Below are 22,664 nucleotides of genomic sequence, written 5' to 3' on the forward strand. Positions count from 1 at the left end.
CTAGATCGAGAAGCTGGTCCCGCAGCCGCAGGACGCCGTCGCATTGGGATTGTTGACGCGGAACGAGGCGCCGATCAGATCGTCGACGAAATCGACCTGCGAGCCCGCCAGGAACGGCTGGGAGGCGGAATCGACCAGCACGACCGCATTCTCCTGCTCGATCACAAGATCGTCGTCGGTGCGGTCGCGGTCGATGTCGAACTTGTACTGGAAGCCCGAGCAGCCGCCGCCCTCGACGGAGATGCGCAGCATTGCGCCAGAACCTTCGCCCTTGAGGATCTCCCCAATCCGGCGTGCGGCGCGGTCACTGATGGTCACGTCAGTCGTCATAGCTCGTCTCCGATAGTCCCGCGGTCATACCAACTTCACTTGCCCAATTCATTTGGTATCCCGCGTCCGGCATAGTTAAGTGCAAGCATACGCAGAATCAAATGGCCTGCTCAAAAATCAACCGGATCATAGGCTTCCCACTGGTTTTTCCCAATCCTCGATGAAATTTCCCAATCTTTTGATTATCAGAATAATTCTGAAAAACAAAATCGATCAAGAAAACACAGAGTGAACAACTATGGAACAAGATTGGGAAAAAACCTATGGGAAGCCATTGAGAACAAAGAATAAAGCCCTGACAAATGGATAGGGACTAAATTCGTCGTGTCCGTCGGAATGGCAGCCCCTCATGCGCCCTATGCCTGCGACCCCGACCGCAGCCGCGGCCGGCTGGTCGTGGAGCCGCCGAGCCGGACCCGCAGCCCGTTCCGGCGGGATTGCGACCGGGTGATTCACTCCACCGCGTTCCGCCGCCTGAAGTACAAGACCCAGGTCTTCGTGTTCCATGAGGGCGACCACTACCGCACCCGGCTGACCCATTCGCTGGAAGTGGCGCAGATCGCTCGCGCCCTGGCCCGGCAGCTCGGGCTGGACGAGGACCTCACGGAAACGTTGGCGCTGGCTCATGATCTCGGCCATCCGCCGTTCGGGCACGCCGGCGAGCGGGCGCTGGATGCCTGCCTGAAGGATTTCGGCGGCTTCGACCACAACGCCCAGACCTTGCGCGTCGTCGCGTCGCTCGAGCACCGCTACCCGGAGTTCGACGGTCTCAACCTGACCTGGGAGTCGCTGGAGGGCATCGTCAAGCACAACGGCCCGCTGACGGATCGCAGAGGCGCGCCGGTCGGGCCCTATCGCGAGCATGGCATTCCGGTCGGCATCGCCGACTACATCAAGACCTACGATCTCGAATTGTGGAGCTTCGCCTCGCTGGAGGCGCAGGTCGCCGCGATCGCCGACGACATCGCCTATGACGCCCACGACATCGATGACGGCCTGCGCGCCGGCCTGTTCCATCTCGATGATCTCAAGGTGATGCCGCTGACTGCGGAGATCATCGCCGAGACCTCAGCGCATTACCCCGATCTCGAAGACGTCCGGCGCGGCGCCGAGCTGGTGCGCGAGCTGATCTCGCACCTGATCGGTGCGGTGTATTCGGAGGCGCAGAAGAACCTCGCCGCCGTAAACCCGCAATCGGCCCAGGATGTGCGCCGGCAGAGCCGGGCGCTGGTCGCGTTCCCGGCGGCGGTTGCCGAGGAGGAGGCCGCCATCAAGCGCTTTCTCTATCAGCACATGTACCGTCACAAGCGGGTGATGCGGGTGATGGGGGAGGCGGAACAGATTCTGTTCGACCTGTTCGCAAAATACCTGACATCGCCCGGTGAGCTGCCACCGGAATGGCTGCTGGGGGCAGAGGCGGACAATGAGGGCGACCGGGCCCGCCGGATCGGCAATTTCATTGCCGGAATGACCGACCGTTTCGCCCTGACCGAGCACCAGCGGCTCTTTGACTCGACCCCGGATTTACGTTAGGCGGCGGCCATGCCCGACACATCCTCAGCACCGCACCTGTTCGCCGACGTGCTCGCACGCGTGCACGCCGCCTGCCGCGCGCTCGCAGCGGACGCCAACTGGCCCGAGGGTATCGATTTCTCCCGCGTGGTGGTCGAGCCGCCGCGCGACGCCTCCCATGGCGACATGGCGACCAACGCCGCCATGGTGCTTGCGAAAGAGGCAAAGGCAAAGCCCCGCGACCTCGCCGAGCGGATCGCCGAGCGGCTCCGTTCCGACGCGCTGATCGCCAAGGTCGACGTCGCCGGTCCCGGCTTCATCAATCTGACGCTGAAGCCGGCCGCCTGGGCCGAGGCGCTGCGCACGGTGCTGCGCGAGGGGGCTGACTACGGCCGAGTCCGCGGTGGCTCCAAGGTCAATGTCGAATACGTGTCGGCGAACCCGACCGGGCCGATGCATGTTGGCCATTGCCGCGGCGCCGTGTTCGGCGACGCGCTCGCGAGCCTGCTCCAGTTCGGTGGCCACGACGTCACCCGCGAATACTACATCAACGATGCCGGCGCCCAGGTCGACGTGCTCGCGCGTTCTGCCTTCCTGCGGTACCGCGAGGCACTTGGCGAAAACATCGGCGCGATACCGGAAGGCCTTTACCCCGGCGACTATCTGAAGCCGGTGGGCGCGGCGCTGGCGAAGGAGCACGGCGACAAGCTGCTCGCGATGAGCGAGGCCGAGTGGCTGCCGACGGTGCGCGCCAAGGCAATCGCGATGATGATGGACGAGATCAAGGACGATCTCGCCGCCCTCAACATCCGCCACGACGTGTTCTTCTCGGAGCGCTCGCTGATCGAGACCGGCAACAACAAGGTCGCCGAGACCATCGATTTCCTGAAGGCCAAGGGCGACATCTATGAAGGCCGCCTGCCGCCGCCGAAGGGCGCGCCGGTCGAGGACTGGGAAGACCGCGAGCAGCTGCTGTTCAAGGCGACCGCTTACGGCGACGATGTCGATCGTCCGCTGATCAAGTCGGACAATTCCTACACCTACTTCGCCTCGGATATCGCCTACCACAAGAACAAGTTCGATCGCGGCTTCGCCGAGATGATCGACGTCTGGGGCGCCGACCATGGTGGCTACATCAAGCGGATGCAGGCGGCGGTGAAGGCGACGACATCAGGCAAGGGCGCGCTCGACGTCAAGATCGTCCAGCTCGTGAAGTTGCTGCGCAACGGCGAGCCGGTGAAAATGTCGAAGCGGAGCGGGGATTTCGTCACCTTGCGTGAGGTGGTGGATGAGGTCGGCCAGGACGCCGTCCGCTTCATGATGCTCTACCGCAAGAACGACGCGGTGCTCGACTTCGACCTCGCCAAGGTCATGGAACAGTCGCGCGACAACCCGGTATTCTACGTCCAGTACGGCCACGCCCGCGGCCACTCGATCTTCCGCAACGCCCGGGCCGAGGTGTTCCCGGAACTGCCTGAGGATAGCGGCAAGCGCATCGCGTGGCTCGGCGAGTCGGCGGTGGAACGGCTATCGGACCCGGTCGAGCTCGAGCTGCTCAAGCGCCTCGCAATTTTTCCGCGCATGCTGGAGGCCGCCGCCGCGGCCCATGAGCCGCACCGAATTGCCTTCTATCTCTATGACTTAGCGAGCGAATTTCACGCACTTTGGACGAAGGGGCGCGATTTGCCCTATTTACGCTTCATTATCAATAATGATGCAGATCTTACAAAGGCGCGACTGGCCATGGTCCAGGGCGTCGTCTCTGTCCTGGCATCGGGCCTCGCCATCCTCGGCGTCCATGCTCCGGACGAGATGCGGTAGTTTGGGGCGAACTACTTAAGGGGAATTTTGGGGGGAACCGGCAGAAGCCGGACCGCTTAGACTTGGTTGAATGCCTTGTGGGTCGAAAGCCGCGCCTTGGTCGAGGGGCGCGCGGCTTTCCCGAAGGGACGCATCATCACGATGGCCGAACGATATCAGGACAGAACGTTTCCTTCCGATGGCTATGGTCGCGGTGGCGATCAGCATGGGAAGGCGGAAAACGATCCCTTGGCCGAACTCGCCCGCCTGATCGGACAGACCGATCCATTCGCAGCGCAGGGACGGCCGAGCGCGCAGCCGCCGGCACCGCCAACGCAGAGCTATCAAGACCACGACTATCCGCAGGACGACTATCCGCAGGACGACTATCGGCAGGATTATGCCGAGCAGGCGCTGCCGGCTCCGCCCGGGCCGCCCTCATGGATGCGGCGCGCCAACGTGCAGCCGCAGCCCGCGCCCGAGCAGCCCGACTATCCCGTTTCTGTGAACCCGGTTCATCCATTGCACCGCTATTCAGCCCAGCCGACCGCGCCCGAGCCCGATTTCCATAAGCCGCAGGCCTATCAGGACCACGCTTACCAGGATCAGGCCCATCAAGCGCAGGCCTATCAGGATCAGGCCCATCAGGGCCGCGCTCACCAGCAGCATGATCAGGCTTACCAGGAGCAAGCCTATCAGGAGCCGCATCAGCCGCCCGATCCGGCACGCTACGACGATGCGCTCTATGGACGGCTGGAGGGTGGCGAGCAGGATTATCAGCGCGATCCCGCCTATCCGGACGATCCTTACGCGTTCCAGCGCGACTATCCCGAGGCCGATCTCGACGAACCGAAGAAGCCGCGCGGCGGCATGATGACGGTCGCGGCGATCCTCGCGCTTGCCGTGGTCGGCACTGGCGCGGCCTTCGCCTACAAGACCTATGTCGGTTCGCCCCGCAGCGGCGAGCCGCCGATCATCAAGGCCGACAACACGCCGACCAAGATCGTGCCGGCGCCGACCGACTCCTCGGCGAAGGTGCCGGATCGCATGGCGAGCGGCGATGGCTCCGAGAAGATCGTGCCGCGCGAAGAGGCGCCTGTCGACGTCGCTGCCAAGGCGGGCGGTCCGCGCGTGGTGTTCCCGCCACTAAACCAGAACGCGAACCCGCCGTCGGTGGCGAGCGTCGCGCCGTCCACGATCCCGCCGCCAAGCGCGGGTCCAATCCCGAGCAACGGCACGCTGCCGGCCAACACGCCGCGCGCGATCAGGACTGTGGCCGTGAGGGCCGATCAGACCGATAGCACCGCGCCGCAATCCACGGCCGCCAAGCCGACGGCAGCCGCGCCGAAGCCCGTTGCGGTGCCCGCCGCACCGGCTGCGCCGCGCAATCCGCCGACGTCGGCCAATGCCAGCGCCAACCAGCCGCTCTCGCTTGCGCCGCAATCGACGCCGGCTGCGGAGGTGCCGCAGCGGATGGCTGCGACCAACCCGACGCAACTCACGCCCGCCAGCAATGGTGGTGGCGGCTATGTCGTGCAGGTCTCCTCGCAGCAGAGCGAGGACAGCGCGGCCGCGTCCTACCGGGTGCTTCAGAGCAAATATGGCAGCGTGCTCGGATCGCGCTCGCCGGTGATCAAGCGGGTCGATCTGACCGACAAGGGCAAGGGGGTCGTCTATCGCGCTTTCGCCGGACCCTATGGTTCGGCCGAGGAAGCGACGCAGGCTTGCAACAGCCTGAAGTCCGCTGGCCTGTCCGCCTGCTTCGTCCAGAGGAATTAACGGCCGTTTCCTTGACCCCCTCGCGGGGCAGGGTTAATCGGCCGTTATGAGCACGCGGGCCTTCATTACCGGTGTATCCGGAACGGAACTAACCGCCGCCGAGCGGGAGTTTATCCGTGCCGAACGCCCATGGGGCTTCATCCTCTTCAAGCGCAATGTCGAGGCGCCGGCTCAAGTTGCTGCGCTGGTTGAGGAATTGCGGGCGGCTGCGGGCGCAGCTGACGCGCCTGTCTTGATCGACCAGGAGGGTGGCCGGGTGCAGCGGCTGGGCCCGCCGCACTGGCCGGTCTATCCGCCGGGCGCGATTTTCTCGACCTTGTACGACGCTGATTCGGTACTTGGATTGACGGCTGCGCGCCTCAGCGCCCGGCTGATTGCGTCGGATCTCGCCGATCTCGGCATTACCGTGGATTGCCTGCCGCTGGCTGACGTGCCGGTGCCGGGTGCCGATGCCGTCATTGGGAACAGGGCCTACGGCACCGAGCCGGGCAAGGTCGCCGCGATCGCGCGCGCGGTCACCGAGGGCCTGGAGCAGGGCGGCGTGCTGCCGGTTCTGAAGCACATTCCCGGACATGGACGCGCCACCGCCGACACCCATTTCAAGCTGCCGACGGTCGATGCTCCGTGGGACGAGCTCGACCGGACCGACTTTGCGGCATTCAAGCCGCTGGCCGACCTGCCGATGGCCATGACTGCACATGTTGTGTTTAGCGCGGTCGACCCCGCCCATCCGGCGACGACTTCTGCGACAATGATCACTCAGGTGATTCGCGGCGTGATCGGGTACCAGGGTTTGTTAATGAGTGATGACGTGTCGATGAACGCGCTGTCGGGGAATATCGCCGAACGGACCCGCGCCATCTTCGCGGCCGGCTGCGACATGGCCCTGCATTGCAACGGCAACATTGAAGAGATGCGCGAGGTCGCCGGCCAGACACCTGAGCTGTCCGGCACGGCGCTGGCGCGGGCGAAAGCCGCACTTGCGTCGCGCAAGGCACCGCAGCCGTTCGACCGGGCGGCCGCACGCGCCGAACTGGACGCATTGATCGCACGGGCAAATACGGCATCCGCATGACCGCAGAAATCCTATCGTTTGAAACCGGGCGGCCTGCAGAGCTCGCCGAGGGTGAGCCGGCGTTGGTGGTGGACGTCGAGGGCTATGAGGGCCCGCTCGACCTGCTGCTCGCGCTGGCGCGGCAGCAGAAGGTCGATCTCGCCAAGATCTCGATCCTGGCGCTGGCCGACCAGTACCTCCACTTCATCGAAGCCGCGCGAAAGATCCGGCTGGAGCTTGCTGCCGATTATCTCGTGATGGCGGCCTGGCTTGCCTTCCTGAAGTCGCGCCTGCTGCTGCCGGAGCCGCCCAGTGCGGAAGGCCCGAGCGCAGAAGAGATGGCGACCGCGCTCGCCAACCGCCTGCGCCGGCTGGAAGCCATTCGCGAAGCCGCCAACCGGCTGATGAACAGGCAGCAATTGCTGCGCGACATCTTCCCGCGCGGCGAGCCCGAGCAGATCGCGGAGATCAAGCACCCGAAATACACTGCGACGCTGTACGACCTGCTCACCGCCTATGCCGCGCAGCGCCAGTCGCGCGTGCTGGCGAGCGTGCATCTGGCCAAGCGCACGGTGTGGTCGCTCGCCGAAGCGCGCGCCACGCTGGAGCGGCTTGTCGGCAGCATCAGCGAACAGGACGACTGGGGCGTTCTCGACGACTTTCTGCTCCGGCACGTTGCCGATCAAACGCAGCGCGCGACGGTGCTCGCCTCGAGCTTTGCGGCTGCGCTCGAACTGGTGCGTGAAGGTCAGCTCGAGTTGAACCAGAAAGAGGCGTTCGCGCCCATCTATTTCCGGAAGGGGCGCCCGAAACCGGTCGTGGACGCAGCTCCTGCGCCTGATGCGCCGGTCGGTTAAGTGCAAGAAGGAGAAGCTACCATGGCAAGCCTGGCTGAAGTGCGGGTAGAAGAGGCCGAGCCGATGGAGAACGAGTCCCAGGCACGTCCTGAAGAGCTGCGGCTGCTGGAAGCGCTGCTGTTTGCTTCGAATGAACCGCTGGACACCGCGACGCTGGCCAAGCGCATGCCTGATGGGGTCGATGTCAAGGCTGCGCTCGAACAGCTCCAGGCCGATTATGCCTTGCGCGGCGTCAATCTCGTGCGCGTCGCCAACAAATGGACCTTCCGCACGGCCGGCGATCTCGCTTGGCTGATGACGCGGGAGAGCACCGAGACCCGCCGCCTGTCGCGTGCCGCGATCGAGGTGCTGGCGATCATCGCCTATCACCAGCCGGTGACGCGCGCCGAGATCGAAGAGATCCGCGGCGTCGTCACCTCGAAGGGTACGCTCGACGTGCTGCTGGAGACCGGCTGGATCAAGCCGCGCGGTCGTCGCAAGACGCCCGGCCGCCCCCTTACATTCGGAACCACCGAGGACTTCCTGTCGCAGTTCACCCTGGAACAGCTTGGCGATCTGCCGGGCCTGGAAGAGCTGAAGGGCACGGGCCTGCTGGATTCGCGCCTGCCGACGGGATTCAGCGTGCCGACCCCGTCGGATGACCCGCAGCTGCGCGAGGACGAGGATCCGTTGGAACCGGGCGAGGACCTGGATCTGGCGCTGGCGCCTGCGGTCGAGCCCGAGACGCCGGACGGCGGCAATGAGGGCGGCGAGGGTGGCAGCGAGGACTGACGTCCTGGCCGTTTAGAGGCTCCCTGCGACCAGTTAACACTGGCAAGATTACGTAGCGCCAACAGCGAATTGGCGCTGCCTTGGTCCTTGTTTTTGAGGCCTGCCGAGCCTAGGTTTCCGGGAAGATCGGCCGGGTCCCCGGCCAGGTGTGTTTGGAGGGTTGCAGGATGGGTTCGCTTAGCATTTGGCACTGGATCCTGGTGATCGCAGTCGTCCTGCTGCTGTTCGGCCGCGGCAAGATTTCGGATCTGATGGGCGACGTGGCCCAGGGCATCAAGGCCTTCAAGAAGGGCATGCAGGACGACGACAAGGTCGCCGACAAGCCCGAGCCGGCCAAGTCGATCGAGCACGCCGCCGCGCCGCCAACCGCGGCCCGGTCCGACGTCGGCAGCAAGGCCGTCTGAGTAGGCGTACGCGAGACGCGGGTGACGGCGCCGATCCTAAGCGCGAAGGATTGGGCCGGTCGCGGCTGGCGTGAACGGAAAGACCTCATGTTCGACATCGGGTGGAGTGAACTGGTCCTGATCGGGGTCGTGGCCTTGGTCGCCATCGGCCCGAAAGAGCTGCCGGGCGTGCTGCGCATGGTCGGGCAGTGGATGGGCAAGGCCCGCAAGATGGCTGCCGAATTCCAGGGCCAGTTCCAGGAAGCGATGCGCGAGGCCGAAATGGCCGACCTCAAGAAGAGCTTTGACGAGGTCAAGGAAGCCGCTTCCGGCTTTGCCGGCAACAATCTGATGACCTCGCTCCAGAAGGATGTCAGCGACGCGCTCCGCGTCGATGCGCTGGACAAGCCGGCCGAGACCTCCACGACCACCGCCGTCGAAGCGCCGGCGACTTCAAGCGAAGCGCTGGCGATTTCAACCGAAACGCCGGCGACACCGACCACGCCGGAAGCGCCGACGCCCGAGACCTTCGTGGAAGCCGAGGCGCATGCGGCCGTGAACGAGCCGCTCGCGATCACCCGCGAGGTCGAGCAGGCCCAGGTCATTCAAGACACTGCGCCACCTGAGGCGATCAAGGACGTTAAAGCGTCATGAGCGACGCCGATATCGAGGCCAGCAAAGCCCCTCTGATGGACCACCTGATCGAGCTGCGGTCGCGGCTGATCAAGGCGCTGCTTGGCTTTGGCGTGGCCTTCATCTTCTGCTTCTTCTTCGCCAAGCAGATCTACAACGTGCTGGTCTGGCCGTTCGTGTGGGTCGCGGGTCCCGAGAATTCGAAGTTCATCTACACGGCGCTGCTGGAATATTTCATCACCCAGCTCAAGCTCGCGCTGTTCGGCGCCGGCTTCATCTCGTTCCCGATCATCGCGACGCAGATCTACAAGTTCGTCGCGCCCGGGCTCTACAAGCACGAGAAGCAGGCCTTCCTGCCGTATCTGGTCGCGACCCCGTTCTTCTTCGTGCTGGGCGCGGCGCTGGTCTATTTCGTGGTGCTGCCGATGCTGGTCCGCTTCTCGCTCGGCATGCAGCAGGCCGGCAGCGACGAGACCGCGCAGATCCAGCTGCTGCCCAAGGTCGGCGAATATCTGTCGCTGATGATGTCGCTGATCTTCGCCTTCGGCATCGCCTTCCAGCTTCCGGTGATCCTGACGCTGCTCGGGCGCATTGGGATCGTGACCTCGAAGATGCTGCGCGAGAAGCGCCGCTACTTCATCGTCATCGCCTTCGTCATCGCGGCCGTTCTGACGCCGCCCGACGTGCTGAGCCAGTGCTCGCTGGCGATCCCCCTGCTCCTGCTCTACGAGGGCTCGATCATCGCGGTCGGGATGGTGGAGAAGAAGGCGGCGGCGTCGAAGGCCGCCACCGGGACCGACGTGTCGACGCCGGCCAATCCTGCAGAGTAGGGCGCCACGTCCACCGGTGTCATTCCCCGCGAAGGCGGGGAATCCAGTACGCCGCAGCCTCTCGGGGAATCACGGGCGCCTCTGGAATACTGGATCGCCCGCTTTCGCGGGCGATGACAGCTGTGCTAGGGGGAACGCGCTGACGTACAACGTTCGCCGTTGTAGGTTTATGCGCTGATCCAGGACCACCGCCATGCACGACATCAAATCGATCCGCGACAATCCGCAAGCCTTCGACGCCGGCCTCGCCAGGCGTGGCATGAAGCCGTTGTCGGCGTCGCTGCTCGCGATCGACGAGAAGCGGCGGGCGGCGATCCTGGCCTCGGAGCAGGCGCAGGCGCGGCGCAATGCGGCCTCCAAGGAGATCGGCGACGCCAAGAAGGCGAAGGATGACGCGCGCGCCGCCAAGCTCATGGCGGAGGTCGCCGAGCTCAAGACCACGATGCCGCAGCTCGAAGCCGTTGCGAAAGCCGCCGACGAAGAGCTTGCCACGGCGCTGTCGGCGATCCCCAATCTGCCGCTCAGCGAAGTGCCCGACGGCGTCGACGAGCACGGCAATGTGCAACGCCATGTCTTCGGCAACCGGCGCAACTACGCGTTTGCGCCCAAGCCCCATGATGATCTCGGCGGCGCGCTCGGTGACATGGATTTCGAGACGGCGGCAAAGCTCTCCGGCGCGCGCTTCGTCGTGCTGAAGAAGGGGCTGGCGCGGCTCGAACGCGCGCTCGGCCAGTTCATGCTGAATCTGCACATCGACGAGCACGGCTATACCGAGATCAATCCGCCGCTGCTGGTCCGCAACGAGATCATGTTCGGCACGGGACAATTGCCGAAATTCGAGGACGACCAGTTCTGGGCGATCAAGGGCGAATTGCTCGCCGCACCCGATCTGGAGCGGCTGCGGACCGAGCGTCTCGGCATCATTCCGACAGCGGAGGTGGCGCTCACCAACCTCGTTCGTGAATCCATCCTCGATGAGAAGCAGCTGCCGATGCGCTTGACTGCGCTGACGCCGTGCTTTCGCGCGGAGGCGGGCGCCGCAGGACGTGATACCCGAGGCATGATCCGCCAGCACCAGTTCACCAAGGTCGAGCTGGTGTCGATCACGACGCCGGAGACCAGCAAGGACGAGCATGAGCGGATGCTGGCATGTGCCGAGGAAGTGCTGCGCCGGCTCGATCTGCATTACCGCGTGATGACGCTTTGCACCGGAGATATGGGCTTTTCGTCGCAAAAAACCTATGATATCGAGGTCTGGATGCCCGGGCAGGGCGAGGGCGGCGCGTTCCGCGAGATCTCGAGCTGCTCGGTCTGCGGTGACTTCCAGGCCCGCCGCATGGACGCCCGCTCGCGCGGTCCGGACGGCAAGCCGCGATTCGTGCACACGCTGAACGGCTCCGGCACCGCGCTCGGCCGCGCGCTGATCGCCGTGATGGAGACTTATCAACAGGAGGACGGCTCGATCGCAGTCCCCAGTGTGCTCCAGCCCTATATGGGCGGACTGAAGGTGGTCGCGCGCGAGTAGGGCGTTTTCGAGCGAAGTGGATACCGGTTCGCGTCGAGAAAGTGCGTCAAACAAGATAAAAATCTGGACTCCCGTTCCGATTCTATCAGAACGGGAGTCCGGGGCGCGTTGCCCGGCTGTCACGCAGAAACGTTTGGTTGCGAAGATCGGTCGGCTGGTTATTCTGCCGGCCACCCGACAATGCGAACTCACTGTTCATGGCCTTGCACCGCGACATCTTCTGGGTCGGCAGACAATGGGCGGTGACAGGTGCCGGTATCCAGGCCGTCGATCAGCGTCTGCGTGGTGTGCTCGACATCGCGATCGCGCGGCTCTGGGATGACGATCTCGTGTGCAGCCGGCGGGCCAAGCCCGGCGTGAATGCTGCGGATTTCGACAAGGCGCTGACCGTGGCGCGCGAACGCTTTCCGCAGACGCCGGAGCCGGACCCGATCCTCGCGCAATTGGAGGCGCTCGGGGTGATCGAGGCTCCGGTCGTGAGCCTGGTGGTGCCGGCGATGAAGCTGCGCGCGGAAGGCAGGCTCGCACGCTTCCTGCCGCAATGGCGCATCCGCAGGTAGCAGGACCAGGCTGGGAACCCGCCGCCGGAGCCAGTCGGCCGGTTTGCCTGATCGGCCCCGGCCGGATAAGACGGCTCAGACCCGCTTCAGGAACGATTTTTAATATGCGCATTCTCTGCACCAATGACGACGGCATTCACGCCCCCGGCCTCAAGGTCGTGGAGGAGATCGCACGCGCATTGTCCGACGACGTCTGGGTCGTTGCGCCCGAGCTCGACCAGTCCGGCGTGTCGCATTCACTCTCGCTGAACGATCCGCTGCGCCTGCGCGAGGTCGGACCAAAGCACTTCGCGGTGCGCGGCACGCCGACCGACTGCGTCATCATGGGCGCGCGCCATATCCTCGGCACCAAGCCACCGGACCTCGTCCTGTCCGGCGTCAACAAGGGCCGCAACGTCGCCGAGGACGTGGTCTATTCCGGCACCATCGCCGGCGCGCTGGAGGGCACCATCCTGGGGCTGCCGTCTTTCGCCCTGTCGCAGGAGTTCAGCGTCGAGACGCGCGAGCGCCCGCTTTGGGACACCGCGCTCAAATTCGGACCCGACATCCTGCGCAAGGTGATCGCCGCCGGCATCCCGAAGGACACCGTCATCAACGTCAATTTCCCGGCCTGTACGCCGGAAGAGGTGCTCGGCATTCGCGTCACGCGCCAGGGCAAACGCAATCTCGGCTTCCTCAGGATCGACGAGCGCAGGGACGGCCGCAACAATCCCTATTTCTGGATCGGCTTCGAGCGCGCCGCGATGATGGATACGCCTGCCGAAGGCACCGATCTGGCGGCGCTGCGCGAGCGCTATGTCTCCGTCACGCCGCTCCGTCTCGACCGCACCAATGAGGCGTTTTCCGAAGCGCTGAGCGCGACGCTGAAGTAATCGCTAGCCGCCGCGAAGGGCGGCTTCGATGGTCTTGCCGAGCGCGTCGAGTTGGAACGGCTTCTGCAAGGCCGGCCGGTCGCGGTACTGCTCGGGCAGGCCGGAGGAGCCGTAGCCGGTGGCGAAGATGAACGGGCAGCCCTTCGCCCTGATGACATCGGCGACCGGAGAGATGACCTTGCCGTTGACGTTGACGTCGAGGATGGCGATGTCGAACTCGGTCGCCTGGGCGAGCCGCAGGGCCTCGGTGATATCGCCGGCCTCGGCAGCCACCTTGTAGCCGAGCTCTTCGAGCATATCCGCGACCATCATCCTGATCATCACCTCGTCCTCGACGAGGAATACAGAGCGGCCCGAAGGTCCGGTCGCGGTCATAGTCGTTGAGTCCTTGCCCATTTGCGGAAAACGTTCGCAGATAACGCGAATCGACGCAATGCGCGTTTCGGCGAGCGGGCACCCGAAAATGGTCTTTGCAGCCAACCCGTTGCAAGCCGATTTATGGTCCAATACCGCGCCCGAACGGCTATCATGGGTTCCTGGGTAGGAACAGGATTCCTGCCCCGGGTCTTAACGAGACACGTGGCCCCGGACCCGACGAGACGATAAGCAGCGATGACCTCCGATCAGCACCCGCCGGAAAAGATGATGTTTCAGCTCTCGCTGAGGCGCCGGGGCATCAGCGATCAGGCGGTGCTGCGGACCATGGAGGAGGTGCCGCGCGATCTGTTCGTCGAGGAGACCGATCGCGACGCCGCCTATCGTGACAGCGCGCTGCCGATCGCCTGCGGGCAGACCATCAGCCAGCCCTTCGTCGTCGCCTACATGACCGAGCAACTCCAGCTCCAGAAGAAGCACCGCGTGCTCGAGATCGGCGCAGGCTCAGGCTATCAGGCCGCCGTGCTGTCGCGGCTCGCAGGCCAGGTGCTGACCGTCGAGCGCTACCGCAAGCTCGCGGAGGCGGCACGCGCCCGGCTCGAAAAGCTAAACTGTCACAATGTCGAGGTGATGCTCGGCGACGGCCTCAACCTGCCGGCCAATATCGGCCCGTTCGACCGCATCATCGTGACCGCCGCGATGGAGCAGCTTCCGGAGAACCTGGTCGAGCGGCTGGAGGTCGGCGGCATCCTGATCGCACCCATCGGCCCGCACCATGGTGTGCAGACGCTGGTCCGCTTCAGCCGGACCGAAGCCGGGATCGAACGCAAGGAACTCGTCGAGGTCCGCTTCGTGCCGGCGCTGCCCGGGGTGGCGCGGGAGCTGTAGATTTCCGGATCGGCTGTGCCGCCAACATCTTATTGGGAGGGTTAAGCCGTTATTTACTCGCGACGTGTTTACTTAAAAGACCAGTTCTGTTGCGTACGAGTGAGTAACCATGTCTGTAGTCGCCGAGTTGCTTTACTCGCGCCGCGTGCCGCAGGTTGCGGTCTTGGCGCTGATCTCGTTCAGCTTCGCAGGGTGCAGCGCCGACATGCAGTCGCGGCTGTCCCAGTCGAATTTCTCCAATCCTTTCGCGTCTGAGCAGACCGGCTCGGTGCAGCAGGCACCGCCGCCGCAGCGTGAGCTGCCGCAATATTCGCGGCCGCAGACGCAGCCCGGTTATTATCAGTCGCAGCCCTTGCCGCCGCCGGCGGTCTCCGCGCCGCAATCCTATCCGGTTGCGGCGGGTGGCGGGGTGTCCGGCGGCGGTCGCGGCGTCAGCTCCTACGCGCCCCCGGCACAGCCGCATCTTGAGACCACGGCCACCGTGCCGCCGCGCTCGGTCGCGGCCGCCCAGCCGCCCGGCGGCACCAAGATCATCGTCGGCACCAGCGACACGCTCGACGTGCTCGCCAAGCGCTATCGCGTCACGCCGCAGGCGATCCTCGCCGCCAACGGCTACAAGGGCCCGCGCGCGCTCTCGCCCGGCCAGCAACTGATCATCCCGCATCCGGCCACCACAGCCGCTGCGCCGGCACCGGCGATGGTTCCTGTCGCGGCGGCTCCCGCGATGGCGCCTGCTGCGAAGCCTGTTGCAGCCGTCGCCGCGCCGCCGAGCACGCACTTCGTCAACCACGGCGACACGCTCGCCAGCATTGCCCGCAAGAACCACATCTCGTCGGCTGAGCTTGCCCGTGCCAACGGTCTCGCTCCGTCGGCCAAGCTCAAGCTCGGCACCAGGCTGACCGTGCCGGGCGCCAAGACCGCCGCCGTCGCGGCGCCGGTTGCTGCGGCTCCTGTCGCGGGGACGCTGCAGCCCGTTGCGGTTGCTCCCGCACCCGCCACCAAGATGGCCGCTGTCGCCGCACCCGTGCAAAGCGCGCGTCTGGCCCAGGCCACGGCCAATGTCGAAGAGAAGGCCGCGGAGGCTCCGGCGAAAGCTGCGGAGACCACGAGCGCGCTGCCGACCTTCCGCTGGCCGGTGCGCGGCAAGGTGGTCACGAGCTACGGCGCCAAGACCAATGGCAAGTCCAATGACGGCATCAATCTCGCGGTGCCCGAGGGTACGCCGGTCAAGGCGGCAGAAGACGGCGTCGTCGCCTATTCGGGCAACGAGCTCAAAGGTTACGGCAATCTGGTCCTGGTTCGGCACTCCAACGGCTACGTCACCGCATATGCCCATGCGAGTGAGCTGATGGTGAAGCGCGGCGATACCATCAAGCGCGGTCAGGTCATTGCCAAGTCGGGTCAATCCGGGGAGGTGGCGTCGCCGCAGCTCCACTTCGAGATCCGTAAGGGATCGAGTCCGGTTGACCCGCTTCAATTCCTGAACGGGGCGTGAGGCGCGGGCCCGCAGAGTAGGGCACGCAATCACCACGAGTATGCTGTCATCGCCCGCCTTGTGCGCATTGCGCACTGGTGCGGGCGATCCAGTATTCCAGAGGCGGCGGTTGCCAAGCCGAGAAGCTGCCTCGAACCGTGGCGTACTGAGGCCTTTGTGTCCGGACAATCAATTTTCGAAAAACAACCCCATGCAAAGTAGCCGATGGCTGCCGGTGAAATGTCCTAATGTCCTGAAGCTGCTTCGGTTTCGATGGCGCAGCGGACATGGCAGGCCGGACCCGGCAACATCGCGAATAACCCGACCGGGACACCCTTTGATTTAGATCAACCTGGAAGCCTCGCGTTCCGTGTCCGTAGCAGCGCAGGCCAATGACGCACGGGTCCGGAGTTCGGCATGAAGCTGGCTGATACGAAATCGCCGCCTGATTCCGGACAATCGTACCAGCATCCAACAGGTGAGGGGATGCTGTTCGTGCCGGGTGGCACGTTTCGCATGGGTTCGGATCGGCACTATCCGGAAGAAGCGCCGGTCCACCGTGTCACCGTGGATGCGTTCTGGATGGATTGCCATCCAGTGACCAACCGGCAATTCAAGGCGTTCGCGAAGGCTACCGGCCACGTCACCGTTGCCGAGATCGCGCCCGATCCAAAGGACTATCCGGGAATACTCCCGCACATGGTCTATGCGGGCTCGCTGATGTTCTCTCCGCCCGCGCATCCGGTCAGTCTCCGGGACTTCAGCCAGTGGTGGACCTTCGCCAAAGGTGCGAACTGGCGGCATCCCTACGGGCCGGGCAGCGACATCCGTGGGCTGGACGATCATCCCGTCGTGCATGTGGCCTTCAGCGATGCGCTCGCCTACGCGAAATGGGCCGGCAAGGATTTGCCAACCGAAGCGGAATGGGAGTTCGGGGCGCGCGGCGGACTGGACGGCGCCGAGTTCGCATGGGGAGATGAATTTGCGCCCGGGGGCCGTCACATGGCCAACACCTGGCAGGGCGAATTTCCACGCCAGAACACCAGGGACGACGGATACGAACGGACATCGCCGGTCACCGCATTTCCGCCGAACGGTTACGGGCTGCACGATATGATCGGCAACGTCTGGGAATGGACATCCGACTGGTACTCGCCTCGGCATGAGGCTGACGCTGCAAAAGCCTGCTGCATTCCAGAGAACCCGCGCGGCGGCCGCGAGGCCGATAGCTACGACTCCAGAACGACCAACGTCAAGATTCCACGCAAGGTCATCAAAGGCGGCTCGCATTTGTGCGCGCCGAACTACTGCCGACGCTACCGGCCGGCTGCGCGGCATGCGGAGCCGATCGACACATCCACGAGCCACCTTGGATTTCGGTGCATCAGGCGAGGTGTCTCTATCGCATCATAATGGGAGAGCGAGGCCATGTTGAATTGCATATTCAATGACAAGCCACCCTTTGCCGCAATTCCACCGTTCAAGACGTCCAGTTGCCACAAGAGGTCCTGCGCCTCGCTGCTTGGCGCGACGATATTGATGTCGCTGTCCGGCGTAGCCAGCACGCCGGCGACCGCACAGCCGGCACAGAAACCCAATATCCTCTTCATCATGGGTGACGACATCGGCCTCTACCAACCGAGCATCTACCATCGCGGCCTGATGGTCGGCGAGACGCCCAACATCGATCGCATCGGCAACGAAGGCGCGATTTTCACGCATTACTATGCCGAGCAGAGCTGCACCGCCGGTCGCAACGCCTTCTTCACCGGCATGCATCCGCTGCGCACCGGCATGATTCCTCCGCAACTTCCAGGCAGCCCGTCCTATCTGCGGCCCGGCACCCCGGCGCTCGCCAAGTTCCTGCTCGATCTCGGCTACAACACCGGCGAATTCGGCAAGAACCATCTCGGCGATCACACCGACGCACTGCCGACCGCGCACGGCTTCCAGGAATTCTGGGGCTACCTGTATCACCTCGATGCGATGCAGGGCGTGAGCTTCCCGGACATCAACAAGTCCCCCACCCAGCAGACGGTTGCCCCGCCATGCAAGAATACGCCGATCCCCGGCATCCCGGAGGTACCGGGCGCGGTCGATCCGAAAACGTCGGTTTGCCTGACGCCTCCGCGCAACGTCCTGTCGTGCAAGTCCGATGGTACATCCAGGACTCAGCAGTGCATCGACCAGGGCCCGCTAACGCTCGAGCGGTCGAAGGGTGTCGACGAGGAAATCTCGGCCAAGGTCATCGACTTCATCGATCGCAACGATCCGAAGACGACGGGCAAGCCTTTCTTCGTCTGGTACAACCCTGCGCGCATGCACATCACAACCGTGCTGAATGACAAGTACGCGGCCATGGTCGGCGAGCCCGGCGGCAAGGACTGGGGCCTCAACGAGGCCGGCATGAAGCAGATGGACGACAACATCGGCTATGTGCTCAAGAAGCTCCAGGACATGGGGCAGCTCGACAACACGATCGTCGTGTTCACCACCGACAACGGCGCCGAGACCATCACCTTTCCGGACGGCGGCACCACTCCGTTCAAGGGCGGCAAGCTGAGCACCTGGGAAGGCGGCATGCGCGCTCCGGCGCTCGTTCGCTGGCCGGGGGTCATCAAGCCCGGCACCATCAAGAACGACATCTTCGCGTCACTCGACTGGCTGCCCACATTTGTCAACATCGCCGGTGGTGCAAAGGGAGACGCGCTGAAGAAGCGCATCGAGGCCGGCCAATATCCCGGCATCGTGAAGACGACGCTCGATGGCGTCGATCAGGCCGAATACCTTTCCGGGCGTTCGGAAACGTCGGCGCGGGATACCTTCTTCTACTATTCGGGCAAGGATCCGTCGGCGGTGCGCTACAAGAACTGGAAGATCTACTTCACGATGGTGTCCGACAACCCGGCGGGCTTTATTGCCGGAGCGCTTCCCTATCACTGGGCCCAGGTCGTCAACATCAAGCGAGACCCGTTCGAGACTTCGATCGGTTCACAATACAAGACGCTCATGGGCCAGGGCGGCACAATCGGCTCCCCTTCGACAGCCTACATCTACGATTGGAACATGCTGCCCATCGGCCAGGCGCTCTGGCTGAAGGAACTCGAGAGCTATATTGCGTACCCGCCGCTGCAGGACCCGGCGAGCTACAATCTCGATCAGGTGATGCAACAGATCAAGCAGGCCAAGACTGCCGGTCGCAGCGACTAGCTGCGAGCCACGAGCGTGATCCGACGAAGCGGGCGCCTCACGACGGGGCGCCCGCCAACGGAATAGCAAGCAAGTGATCGAGGAGGCCGCGCCCGACCGGTCGGCACCTCCAGAAGCCATGTCCGCTTCCGATGCATCAAGCGAACAGAGCCAATTGCATAACAACAGGAGGAGCACGTCATGAGTAGCAAGCTTCCGCCAGAAGAATCGCACGACGTTGCGCCGCAATCGGGCGGCGGAATGAAACGCCGCGATCTGCTGCTGAGCGGCAGTTCGCTTGTGGCCGCTTCGGCGCTCTCGGCCGTCGGGCTGACAACGCCGGCACAAGCGCAGCAGCCGGCAGCAGCGCCCGCAGCGGCCGGCCAGCGGCCGAACATCGTCTTTATCATGGGTGACGACATCGGCTGGTTCAATATCGGCGCCTACCACCAGGGCATCATGGCAAGCCGGACACCGAACCTCGACAAGCTCGCCGCAGAAGGCATGCGCTTCACCGACTATTACGCCGAGGCGAGTTGCACGGCGGGCCGCGCCAATTTCATCACAGGCGAACTGCCAATCCGCACCGGGCTAACCACGGTCGGCCAGGCTGGCTCCCCGATCGGAATGCCGGCGCAGGCACCGACGATCGCGACCGCACTAAAATCCATGGGCTACACCACGGGGCAGTTCGGCAAGAACCACCTCGGCGACCTCAACGAATTCCTGCCGACCATGCACGGCTTCGACGAGTTCTTCGGCTATCTGTACCACCTCGACGCGATGGAAGACCCGGCCCACCGCAACTACCCGCAAGCGCTACTGGCCACCGTCGGTCCGCGCAACATGGTTCATTCCTGGGCGACCGACGTCGACGATCCGACGGTGCAGACGCGCTGGGGCAAGATCGGCAAGCAAAAGATCGAGGACTCCGGACCGCTTTATCCAAAGCGGATGGAGACGGTGGATGACGAAATCCTGAAGATCACGTTCGACTTCATCGACAAGGCCAAGCGGGACAACAAGCCGTTCTTCGTCTGGCTCAACCCGACGCGCATGCACGTCGTCACGCACCTTTCGGAAAAATACGAGAACATGCGCAACTCCGAAAACGGCTGGTCGGTTTCCGAGGGCGGATTCGCCCAACTGGACGATATCGTCGGCGCCGTCATGAAGAAGCTCAAGGACGAGGGCTTCGACGACAACACGATCGTCGCGTTCACAACCGACAATGGCGCGGAGAACTTCACCTGGCCTGATGGCGGACAGACGCCATTTGCAGGCGGCAAGGGAACGGCCATGGAAGGCGGTTTCCGCGTGCCCTGCATGATCCGCTGGCCGGGCAAGGTGCCGGCGGGAAAGGTCGAGAACGGCATTATCTCCGGACTCGACTGGTTCCCGACCTTCGTCGCCGCAGCGGGCAATCCGAATATTGCCGACGAGTTGAGGAAAGGAAAGCAACTCGCCGGCAAGACCTACAAGGTCTTCCTCGACGGATACAACCAGATGGATCTGATTACCGGAAAGGGCCCGTCTGCCCGCCACTCGGTCTTCTATTTCACCGAGGGCACACTGAGCGCGGTGCGTATCGACGACTTCAAGTATCGCTTCACCGATCAGCCAAGCGGCTGGTTGGGCGCCACGGTCAAGGTTGATTGGCCGATCCTCACCAATATCCGCCTTGATCCCTTCGAACGCACGAACATGCCCAACGGCGCGCAGGGGTCGTTGGCATTCTATAACTGGTTTGTTTACGAGTTCTGGCGGTTCCAGTTCGTGCAGCAGGAGGTCGGCAAGCTCGCCCAGACGGCGATCGAGTTCCCGCCGATGCAGAAGGGGGCGAGCTTCAATCTGGAAGCGGTCAAGGAGCAGATCGAAAAGGCCATGCAGTCGCAGGCTGGCAAGTAGCAGATAAATATGAGGTGAGCGGGCGCTCCGCGTCGGAGCGCCCGCCAACGGAATAGCGAGCAAGTGATCCAAGAGGCCGCGTCGGGCCGGTCACCACCTCCACAAGCCACGCCGGCTTCCGATGCGTCAAGCGAACAGAGCCAATTGCGTAACAACGGGAGGAGTACGTCATGAGCAATAAGCTTCCACCTGGAGATTCCCACGACGCTACTCCACAATCGGGCGGCGGAATGAAACGCCGCGATCTTTTGCTGAGCGGGAGTTCTCTTGTCGCCGCTTCGGCGCTCTCGGCTGTCGGGCTGACAACCGCGGTACAGGCGCAGCAGCCGGCACCCGCGCCAGCCGGGCAGCGGCCGAACATCGTCGTCATCATGGGGGACGACATCGGCATGTGGAATATCGGCGCATATCACCGCGGCCTGATGGCCGGCCGGACGCCCAATCTCGACAAGCTCGCCGCCGAAGGCATGCTGTTCACCGATTACTATGCCGAGGCGAGCTGCACGGCAGGTCGCGCCAACTTCATCACCGGTGAATTGCCAATCCGCACCGGCATGACCACTGTCGGCCAGGCCGGCGCTGCCATCGGCATACCCGCGCAGGCCGTGACCATCGCCACGGCGTTGAAAGGAATGGGTTACGCCACCGGCCAGTTTGGCAAGAATCACCTTGGCGACAAGAATGAATTCTTGCCGACAGTGCACGGCTTCGACGAGTTCTTCGGTTACCTCTATCACCTCGACGCAATGGAAGACCCCGCGCACCCAAACTACCCGCAGGATCTGCTGAACGTCGTCGGTCCACGCAACATGCTTCATACCTATGCGACCAACGACCCGCGTTGGGGCAAGGTTGGCAAGCAGAAGATCGAGGATGCTGGAACGCTCTATCCCAAGCGAATGGAGACCGTGGACGACGAAATCCGCGACCTGGCGATCAAGTTCATCGAGAAGGCCAAGGCCGACAACAAGCCGTTCTTCCTGTGGCTCAATCCAACCCGGATGCACATCGTCACGCATCTTTCACCAAAGTACGAGGCGACGCGCAACTCCAAGAACGGCTGGTCGATACATGAAGCCGGCATGGCGCAGCTCGATGACGACGTCGGCATGGTGATGCAGAAGCTCAAGGATATGGGCGTGGACGACAACACCATCGTGGTCTTCACCACCGACAACGGCACCGAGGTCTTCACCTGGCCCGATGGCGGGCAGACGCCTTTCGCGCAGAGCAAAGGCACCGTCATGGAAGGTGGCTTCCGCGTGCCCTGCATGATCCGTTGGCCGGGCAAGGTGCCGGCCGGCAAGGTCGAGAACGGCATCATTTCCGGTCTGGACTGGTTTCCGACCTTGCTGGCGGCCGCCGGCAACCCGAACATTGCAGAGGAGCTGCAGAAGGGCAAACAGATCGGTGACACGACCTATAAGTGCTATCTGGACGGCTATAACCAGATGGACATGATTACCGGCAAGGGGCCGTCGAACCGGCACGAAATCTTTTACTTCGGAGAGAGCGAACTCGGTGCCGTGCGCATCGACGACTTCAAGTATCGCTTCATCGACCAGCCAAAAGGCTGGCTCGGCGAAAAAACCAAGGTTGACGTGCCCTATTTGACCAATCTTCGCCTCGATCCATTCGAGCGCACGGGCTGGCCCGATAACGGGAGTAAAGAAGGCGCGCAGCAATACTTCGACTGGTTCAAATACGAATTCTGGCGCTTTGTATTTGTTCAGCAGCAGGTGGAAAAGCTGGCGATGACGGCGATCGAGTTTCCGCCGATGCAAAAGGGCGCGAGTTTCAACCTCGATGCCGTGAAGGCGAAAATCGAGGCGGCCCGGGCGGCGGTGGGCAAGTAGCGCCTGGCATCGACTGGTTTCATGGCGGGCGCACCGAACTCCTGTGCGCCCGCTTGGCAACGGAAAGG

General features: G+C 63.7%; 20 protein-coding genes. 18 read left to right on the forward strand and 2 right to left on the reverse strand.

Translation table 11 applies throughout. The features are described from left to right. A complete protein-coding gene (gene erpA, locus HAP41_RS23780) occupies positions 1 to 330 on the reverse strand; it encodes an iron-sulfur cluster insertion protein ErpA (RefSeq protein WP_014495044.1) in 330 nt (109 codons plus the stop codon). Between the two features lie 324 nt (positions 331 to 654). Here erpA and HAP41_RS23785 point away from each other — a divergent pair, with 324 nt between their 5' ends. The 12 genes from HAP41_RS23785 to surE all read left to right on the forward strand — a co-directional run bounded on the left by HAP41_RS23785 (position 655) and on the right by surE (position 12,906). Further along, positions 655 to 1,863, forward strand: coding sequence for a deoxyguanosinetriphosphate triphosphohydrolase (locus HAP41_RS23785; RefSeq protein WP_176400463.1), 1,209 nt, complete (start codon positions 655 to 657; stop codon positions 1,861 to 1,863). 9 nt (positions 1,864 to 1,872) lie between these two features. Beyond that, on the forward strand, positions 1,873 to 3,663 hold the full coding sequence (gene argS, locus HAP41_RS23790) for an arginine--tRNA ligase (protein WP_166096789.1): 1,791 nt from the start codon (positions 1,873 to 1,875) through the stop codon (positions 3,661 to 3,663). A gap of 141 nt (positions 3,664 to 3,804) precedes the next feature. Then, positions 3,805 to 5,421 (forward strand): SPOR domain-containing protein, encoded by a 1,617-nt coding sequence (locus HAP41_RS23795; protein ID WP_166105826.1) that lies wholly within the window; start codon positions 3,805 to 3,807, stop codon positions 5,419 to 5,421. 46 nt (positions 5,422 to 5,467) lie between these two features. After that, entirely contained in the window at positions 5,468 to 6,496 is a 1,029-nt protein-coding gene (gene nagZ, locus HAP41_RS23800) for a beta-N-acetylhexosaminidase (RefSeq protein WP_166096785.1), read from the forward strand. Continuing rightward, a complete protein-coding gene (locus tag HAP41_RS23805; RefSeq protein ID WP_166096783.1) occupies positions 6,493 to 7,332 on the forward strand; it encodes a segregation and condensation protein A in 840 nt (279 codons plus the stop codon). The genes nagZ and HAP41_RS23805 overlap by 4 nt, the downstream gene beginning before the upstream one ends. 21 nt (positions 7,333 to 7,353) lie before the next feature. After that, complete coding sequence (gene scpB, locus HAP41_RS23810; protein WP_166096781.1) at positions 7,354 to 8,103, forward strand: SMC-Scp complex subunit ScpB; 750 nt, start codon at positions 7,354 to 7,356, stop codon at positions 8,101 to 8,103. Between the two features lie 167 nt (positions 8,104 to 8,270). Then, positions 8,271 to 8,507, forward strand: a complete 237-nt coding sequence (locus HAP41_RS23815) for a twin-arginine translocase TatA/TatE family subunit (RefSeq protein WP_028156107.1) — start codon at positions 8,271 to 8,273, stop codon at positions 8,505 to 8,507. Positions 8,508 to 8,594: 87 nt separating this feature from the next. Continuing rightward, complete coding sequence (tatB, locus tag HAP41_RS23820) at positions 8,595 to 9,140, forward strand: Sec-independent protein translocase protein TatB (protein WP_166096779.1); 546 nt, start codon at positions 8,595 to 8,597, stop codon at positions 9,138 to 9,140. Continuing rightward, positions 9,137 to 9,949 (forward strand): twin-arginine translocase subunit TatC, encoded by an 813-nt coding sequence (gene tatC / locus HAP41_RS23825; RefSeq protein WP_166096776.1) that lies wholly within the window; start codon positions 9,137 to 9,139, stop codon positions 9,947 to 9,949. Before tatB ends, tatC begins: the two co-directional genes overlap by 4 nt. 193 nt (positions 9,950 to 10,142) lie before the next feature. Then, positions 10,143 to 11,474, forward strand: coding sequence for a serine--tRNA ligase (gene serS, locus HAP41_RS23830; RefSeq protein ID WP_166096774.1), 1,332 nt, complete (start codon positions 10,143 to 10,145; stop codon positions 11,472 to 11,474). Between the two features lie 197 nt (positions 11,475 to 11,671). Then, positions 11,672 to 12,034, forward strand: a complete 363-nt coding sequence (locus HAP41_RS23835; protein ID WP_028152467.1) for a hypothetical protein — start codon at positions 11,672 to 11,674, stop codon at positions 12,032 to 12,034. Between the two features lie 104 nt (positions 12,035 to 12,138). Beyond that, positions 12,139 to 12,906 carry a 5'/3'-nucleotidase SurE gene (surE, locus tag HAP41_RS23840; protein WP_063983116.1) on the forward strand — a complete coding sequence of 256 codons (768 nt, stop codon included), beginning with the start codon at positions 12,139 to 12,141 and terminating at the stop codon, positions 12,904 to 12,906. Between the two features lie 3 nt (positions 12,907 to 12,909). Here the strand turns inward: surE and HAP41_RS23845 are convergent, their stop codons facing one another. Beyond that, on the reverse strand, positions 12,910 to 13,281 hold the full coding sequence (locus HAP41_RS23845) for a response regulator (RefSeq protein ID WP_028152469.1): 372 nt from the start codon (positions 13,279 to 13,281) through the stop codon (positions 12,910 to 12,912). Positions 13,282 to 13,518: 237 nt separating this feature from the next. Here HAP41_RS23845 and HAP41_RS23850 point away from each other — a divergent pair, with 237 nt between their 5' ends. The 6 genes from HAP41_RS23850 (at position 13,519) to HAP41_RS23875 (ending at position 22,596) form a co-directional block, all read left to right on the forward strand. Continuing rightward, positions 13,519 to 14,169 carry a protein-L-isoaspartate(D-aspartate) O-methyltransferase gene (locus tag HAP41_RS23850; RefSeq protein WP_028152470.1) on the forward strand — a complete coding sequence of 217 codons (651 nt, stop codon included), beginning with the start codon at positions 13,519 to 13,521 and terminating at the stop codon, positions 14,167 to 14,169. Positions 14,170 to 14,278: 109 nt separating this feature from the next. Next, the gene (locus HAP41_RS23855) at positions 14,279 to 15,664 is read left to right on the forward strand and encodes a LysM peptidoglycan-binding domain-containing M23 family metallopeptidase (RefSeq protein WP_166096769.1); all 1,386 of its coding nucleotides are present in this window, start codon (positions 14,279 to 14,281) and stop codon (positions 15,662 to 15,664) included. 396 nt (positions 15,665 to 16,060) lie between these two features. Continuing rightward, positions 16,061 to 17,056 (forward strand): formylglycine-generating enzyme family protein, encoded by a 996-nt coding sequence (locus HAP41_RS23860; RefSeq protein ID WP_166096766.1) that lies wholly within the window; start codon positions 16,061 to 16,063, stop codon positions 17,054 to 17,056. Positions 17,057 to 17,182: 126 nt separating this feature from the next. Next, positions 17,183 to 18,853, forward strand: a complete 1,671-nt coding sequence (locus HAP41_RS23865) for an arylsulfatase (RefSeq protein ID WP_166105823.1) — start codon at positions 17,183 to 17,185, stop codon at positions 18,851 to 18,853. A 240-nt stretch (positions 18,854 to 19,093) separates the two neighbouring features. Continuing rightward, entirely contained in the window at positions 19,094 to 20,740 is a 1,647-nt protein-coding gene (locus tag HAP41_RS23870) for an arylsulfatase (RefSeq protein WP_166096764.1), read from the forward strand. Positions 20,741 to 20,970: 230 nt separating this feature from the next. Next, positions 20,971 to 22,596, forward strand: a complete 1,626-nt coding sequence (locus tag HAP41_RS23875; protein WP_166105821.1) for an arylsulfatase — start codon at positions 20,971 to 20,973, stop codon at positions 22,594 to 22,596. Positions 22,597 to 22,664 lie beyond the last annotated feature (68 nt).

This window comes from Bradyrhizobium barranii subsp. apii, assembly GCF_011516635.5.
GTDB lineage: Bacteria > Pseudomonadota > Alphaproteobacteria > Rhizobiales > Xanthobacteraceae > Bradyrhizobium > Bradyrhizobium barranii.

What these genes read in the sequence shown, in the direction of transcription:
- erpA (WP_014495044.1), bottom strand. Translation starts at nt 330, where the DNA reads ATGACGACTGACGTGACCATCAGTGACCGCGCCGCACGCCGGATTGGG.
- surE (WP_063983116.1), top strand. Translation starts at nt 12,139, where the DNA reads ATGCGCATTCTCTGCACCAATGACGACGGCATTCACGCCCCCGGCCTC.
- HAP41_RS23795 (WP_166105826.1), top strand. Translation starts at nt 3,805, where the DNA reads ATGGCCGAACGATATCAGGACAGAACGTTTCCTTCCGATGGCTATGGT.
- HAP41_RS23855 (WP_166096769.1), top strand. Translation starts at nt 14,279, where the DNA reads ATGTCTGTAGTCGCCGAGTTGCTTTACTCGCGCCGCGTGCCGCAGGTT.
- nagZ (WP_166096785.1), top strand. Translation starts at nt 5,468, where the DNA reads ATGAGCACGCGGGCCTTCATTACCGGTGTATCCGGAACGGAACTAACC.
- HAP41_RS23815 (WP_028156107.1), top strand. Translation starts at nt 8,271, where the DNA reads ATGGGTTCGCTTAGCATTTGGCACTGGATCCTGGTGATCGCAGTCGTC.
- HAP41_RS23805 (WP_166096783.1), top strand. Translation starts at nt 6,493, where the DNA reads ATGACCGCAGAAATCCTATCGTTTGAAACCGGGCGGCCTGCAGAGCTC.
- serS (WP_166096774.1), top strand. Translation starts at nt 10,143, where the DNA reads ATGCACGACATCAAATCGATCCGCGACAATCCGCAAGCCTTCGACGCC.
- argS (WP_166096789.1), top strand. Translation starts at nt 1,873, where the DNA reads ATGCCCGACACATCCTCAGCACCGCACCTGTTCGCCGACGTGCTCGCA.
- HAP41_RS23865 (WP_166105823.1), top strand. Translation starts at nt 17,183, where the DNA reads ATGTCGCTGTCCGGCGTAGCCAGCACGCCGGCGACCGCACAGCCGGCA.
- tatC (WP_166096776.1), top strand. Translation starts at nt 9,137, where the DNA reads ATGAGCGACGCCGATATCGAGGCCAGCAAAGCCCCTCTGATGGACCAC.
- HAP41_RS23870 (WP_166096764.1), top strand. Translation starts at nt 19,094, where the DNA reads ATGAAACGCCGCGATCTGCTGCTGAGCGGCAGTTCGCTTGTGGCCGCT.
- HAP41_RS23850 (WP_028152470.1), top strand. Translation starts at nt 13,519, where the DNA reads ATGACCTCCGATCAGCACCCGCCGGAAAAGATGATGTTTCAGCTCTCG.
- HAP41_RS23835 (WP_028152467.1), top strand. Translation starts at nt 11,672, where the DNA reads ATGGCCTTGCACCGCGACATCTTCTGGGTCGGCAGACAATGGGCGGTG.
- tatB (WP_166096779.1), top strand. Translation starts at nt 8,595, where the DNA reads ATGTTCGACATCGGGTGGAGTGAACTGGTCCTGATCGGGGTCGTGGCC.
- HAP41_RS23875 (WP_166105821.1), top strand. Translation starts at nt 20,971, where the DNA reads ATGAAACGCCGCGATCTTTTGCTGAGCGGGAGTTCTCTTGTCGCCGCT.
- HAP41_RS23845 (WP_028152469.1), bottom strand. Translation starts at nt 13,281, where the DNA reads ATGACCGCGACCGGACCTTCGGGCCGCTCTGTATTCCTCGTCGAGGAC.
- scpB (WP_166096781.1), top strand. Translation starts at nt 7,354, where the DNA reads ATGGCAAGCCTGGCTGAAGTGCGGGTAGAAGAGGCCGAGCCGATGGAG.
- HAP41_RS23860 (WP_166096766.1), top strand. Translation starts at nt 16,061, where the DNA reads ATGAAGCTGGCTGATACGAAATCGCCGCCTGATTCCGGACAATCGTAC.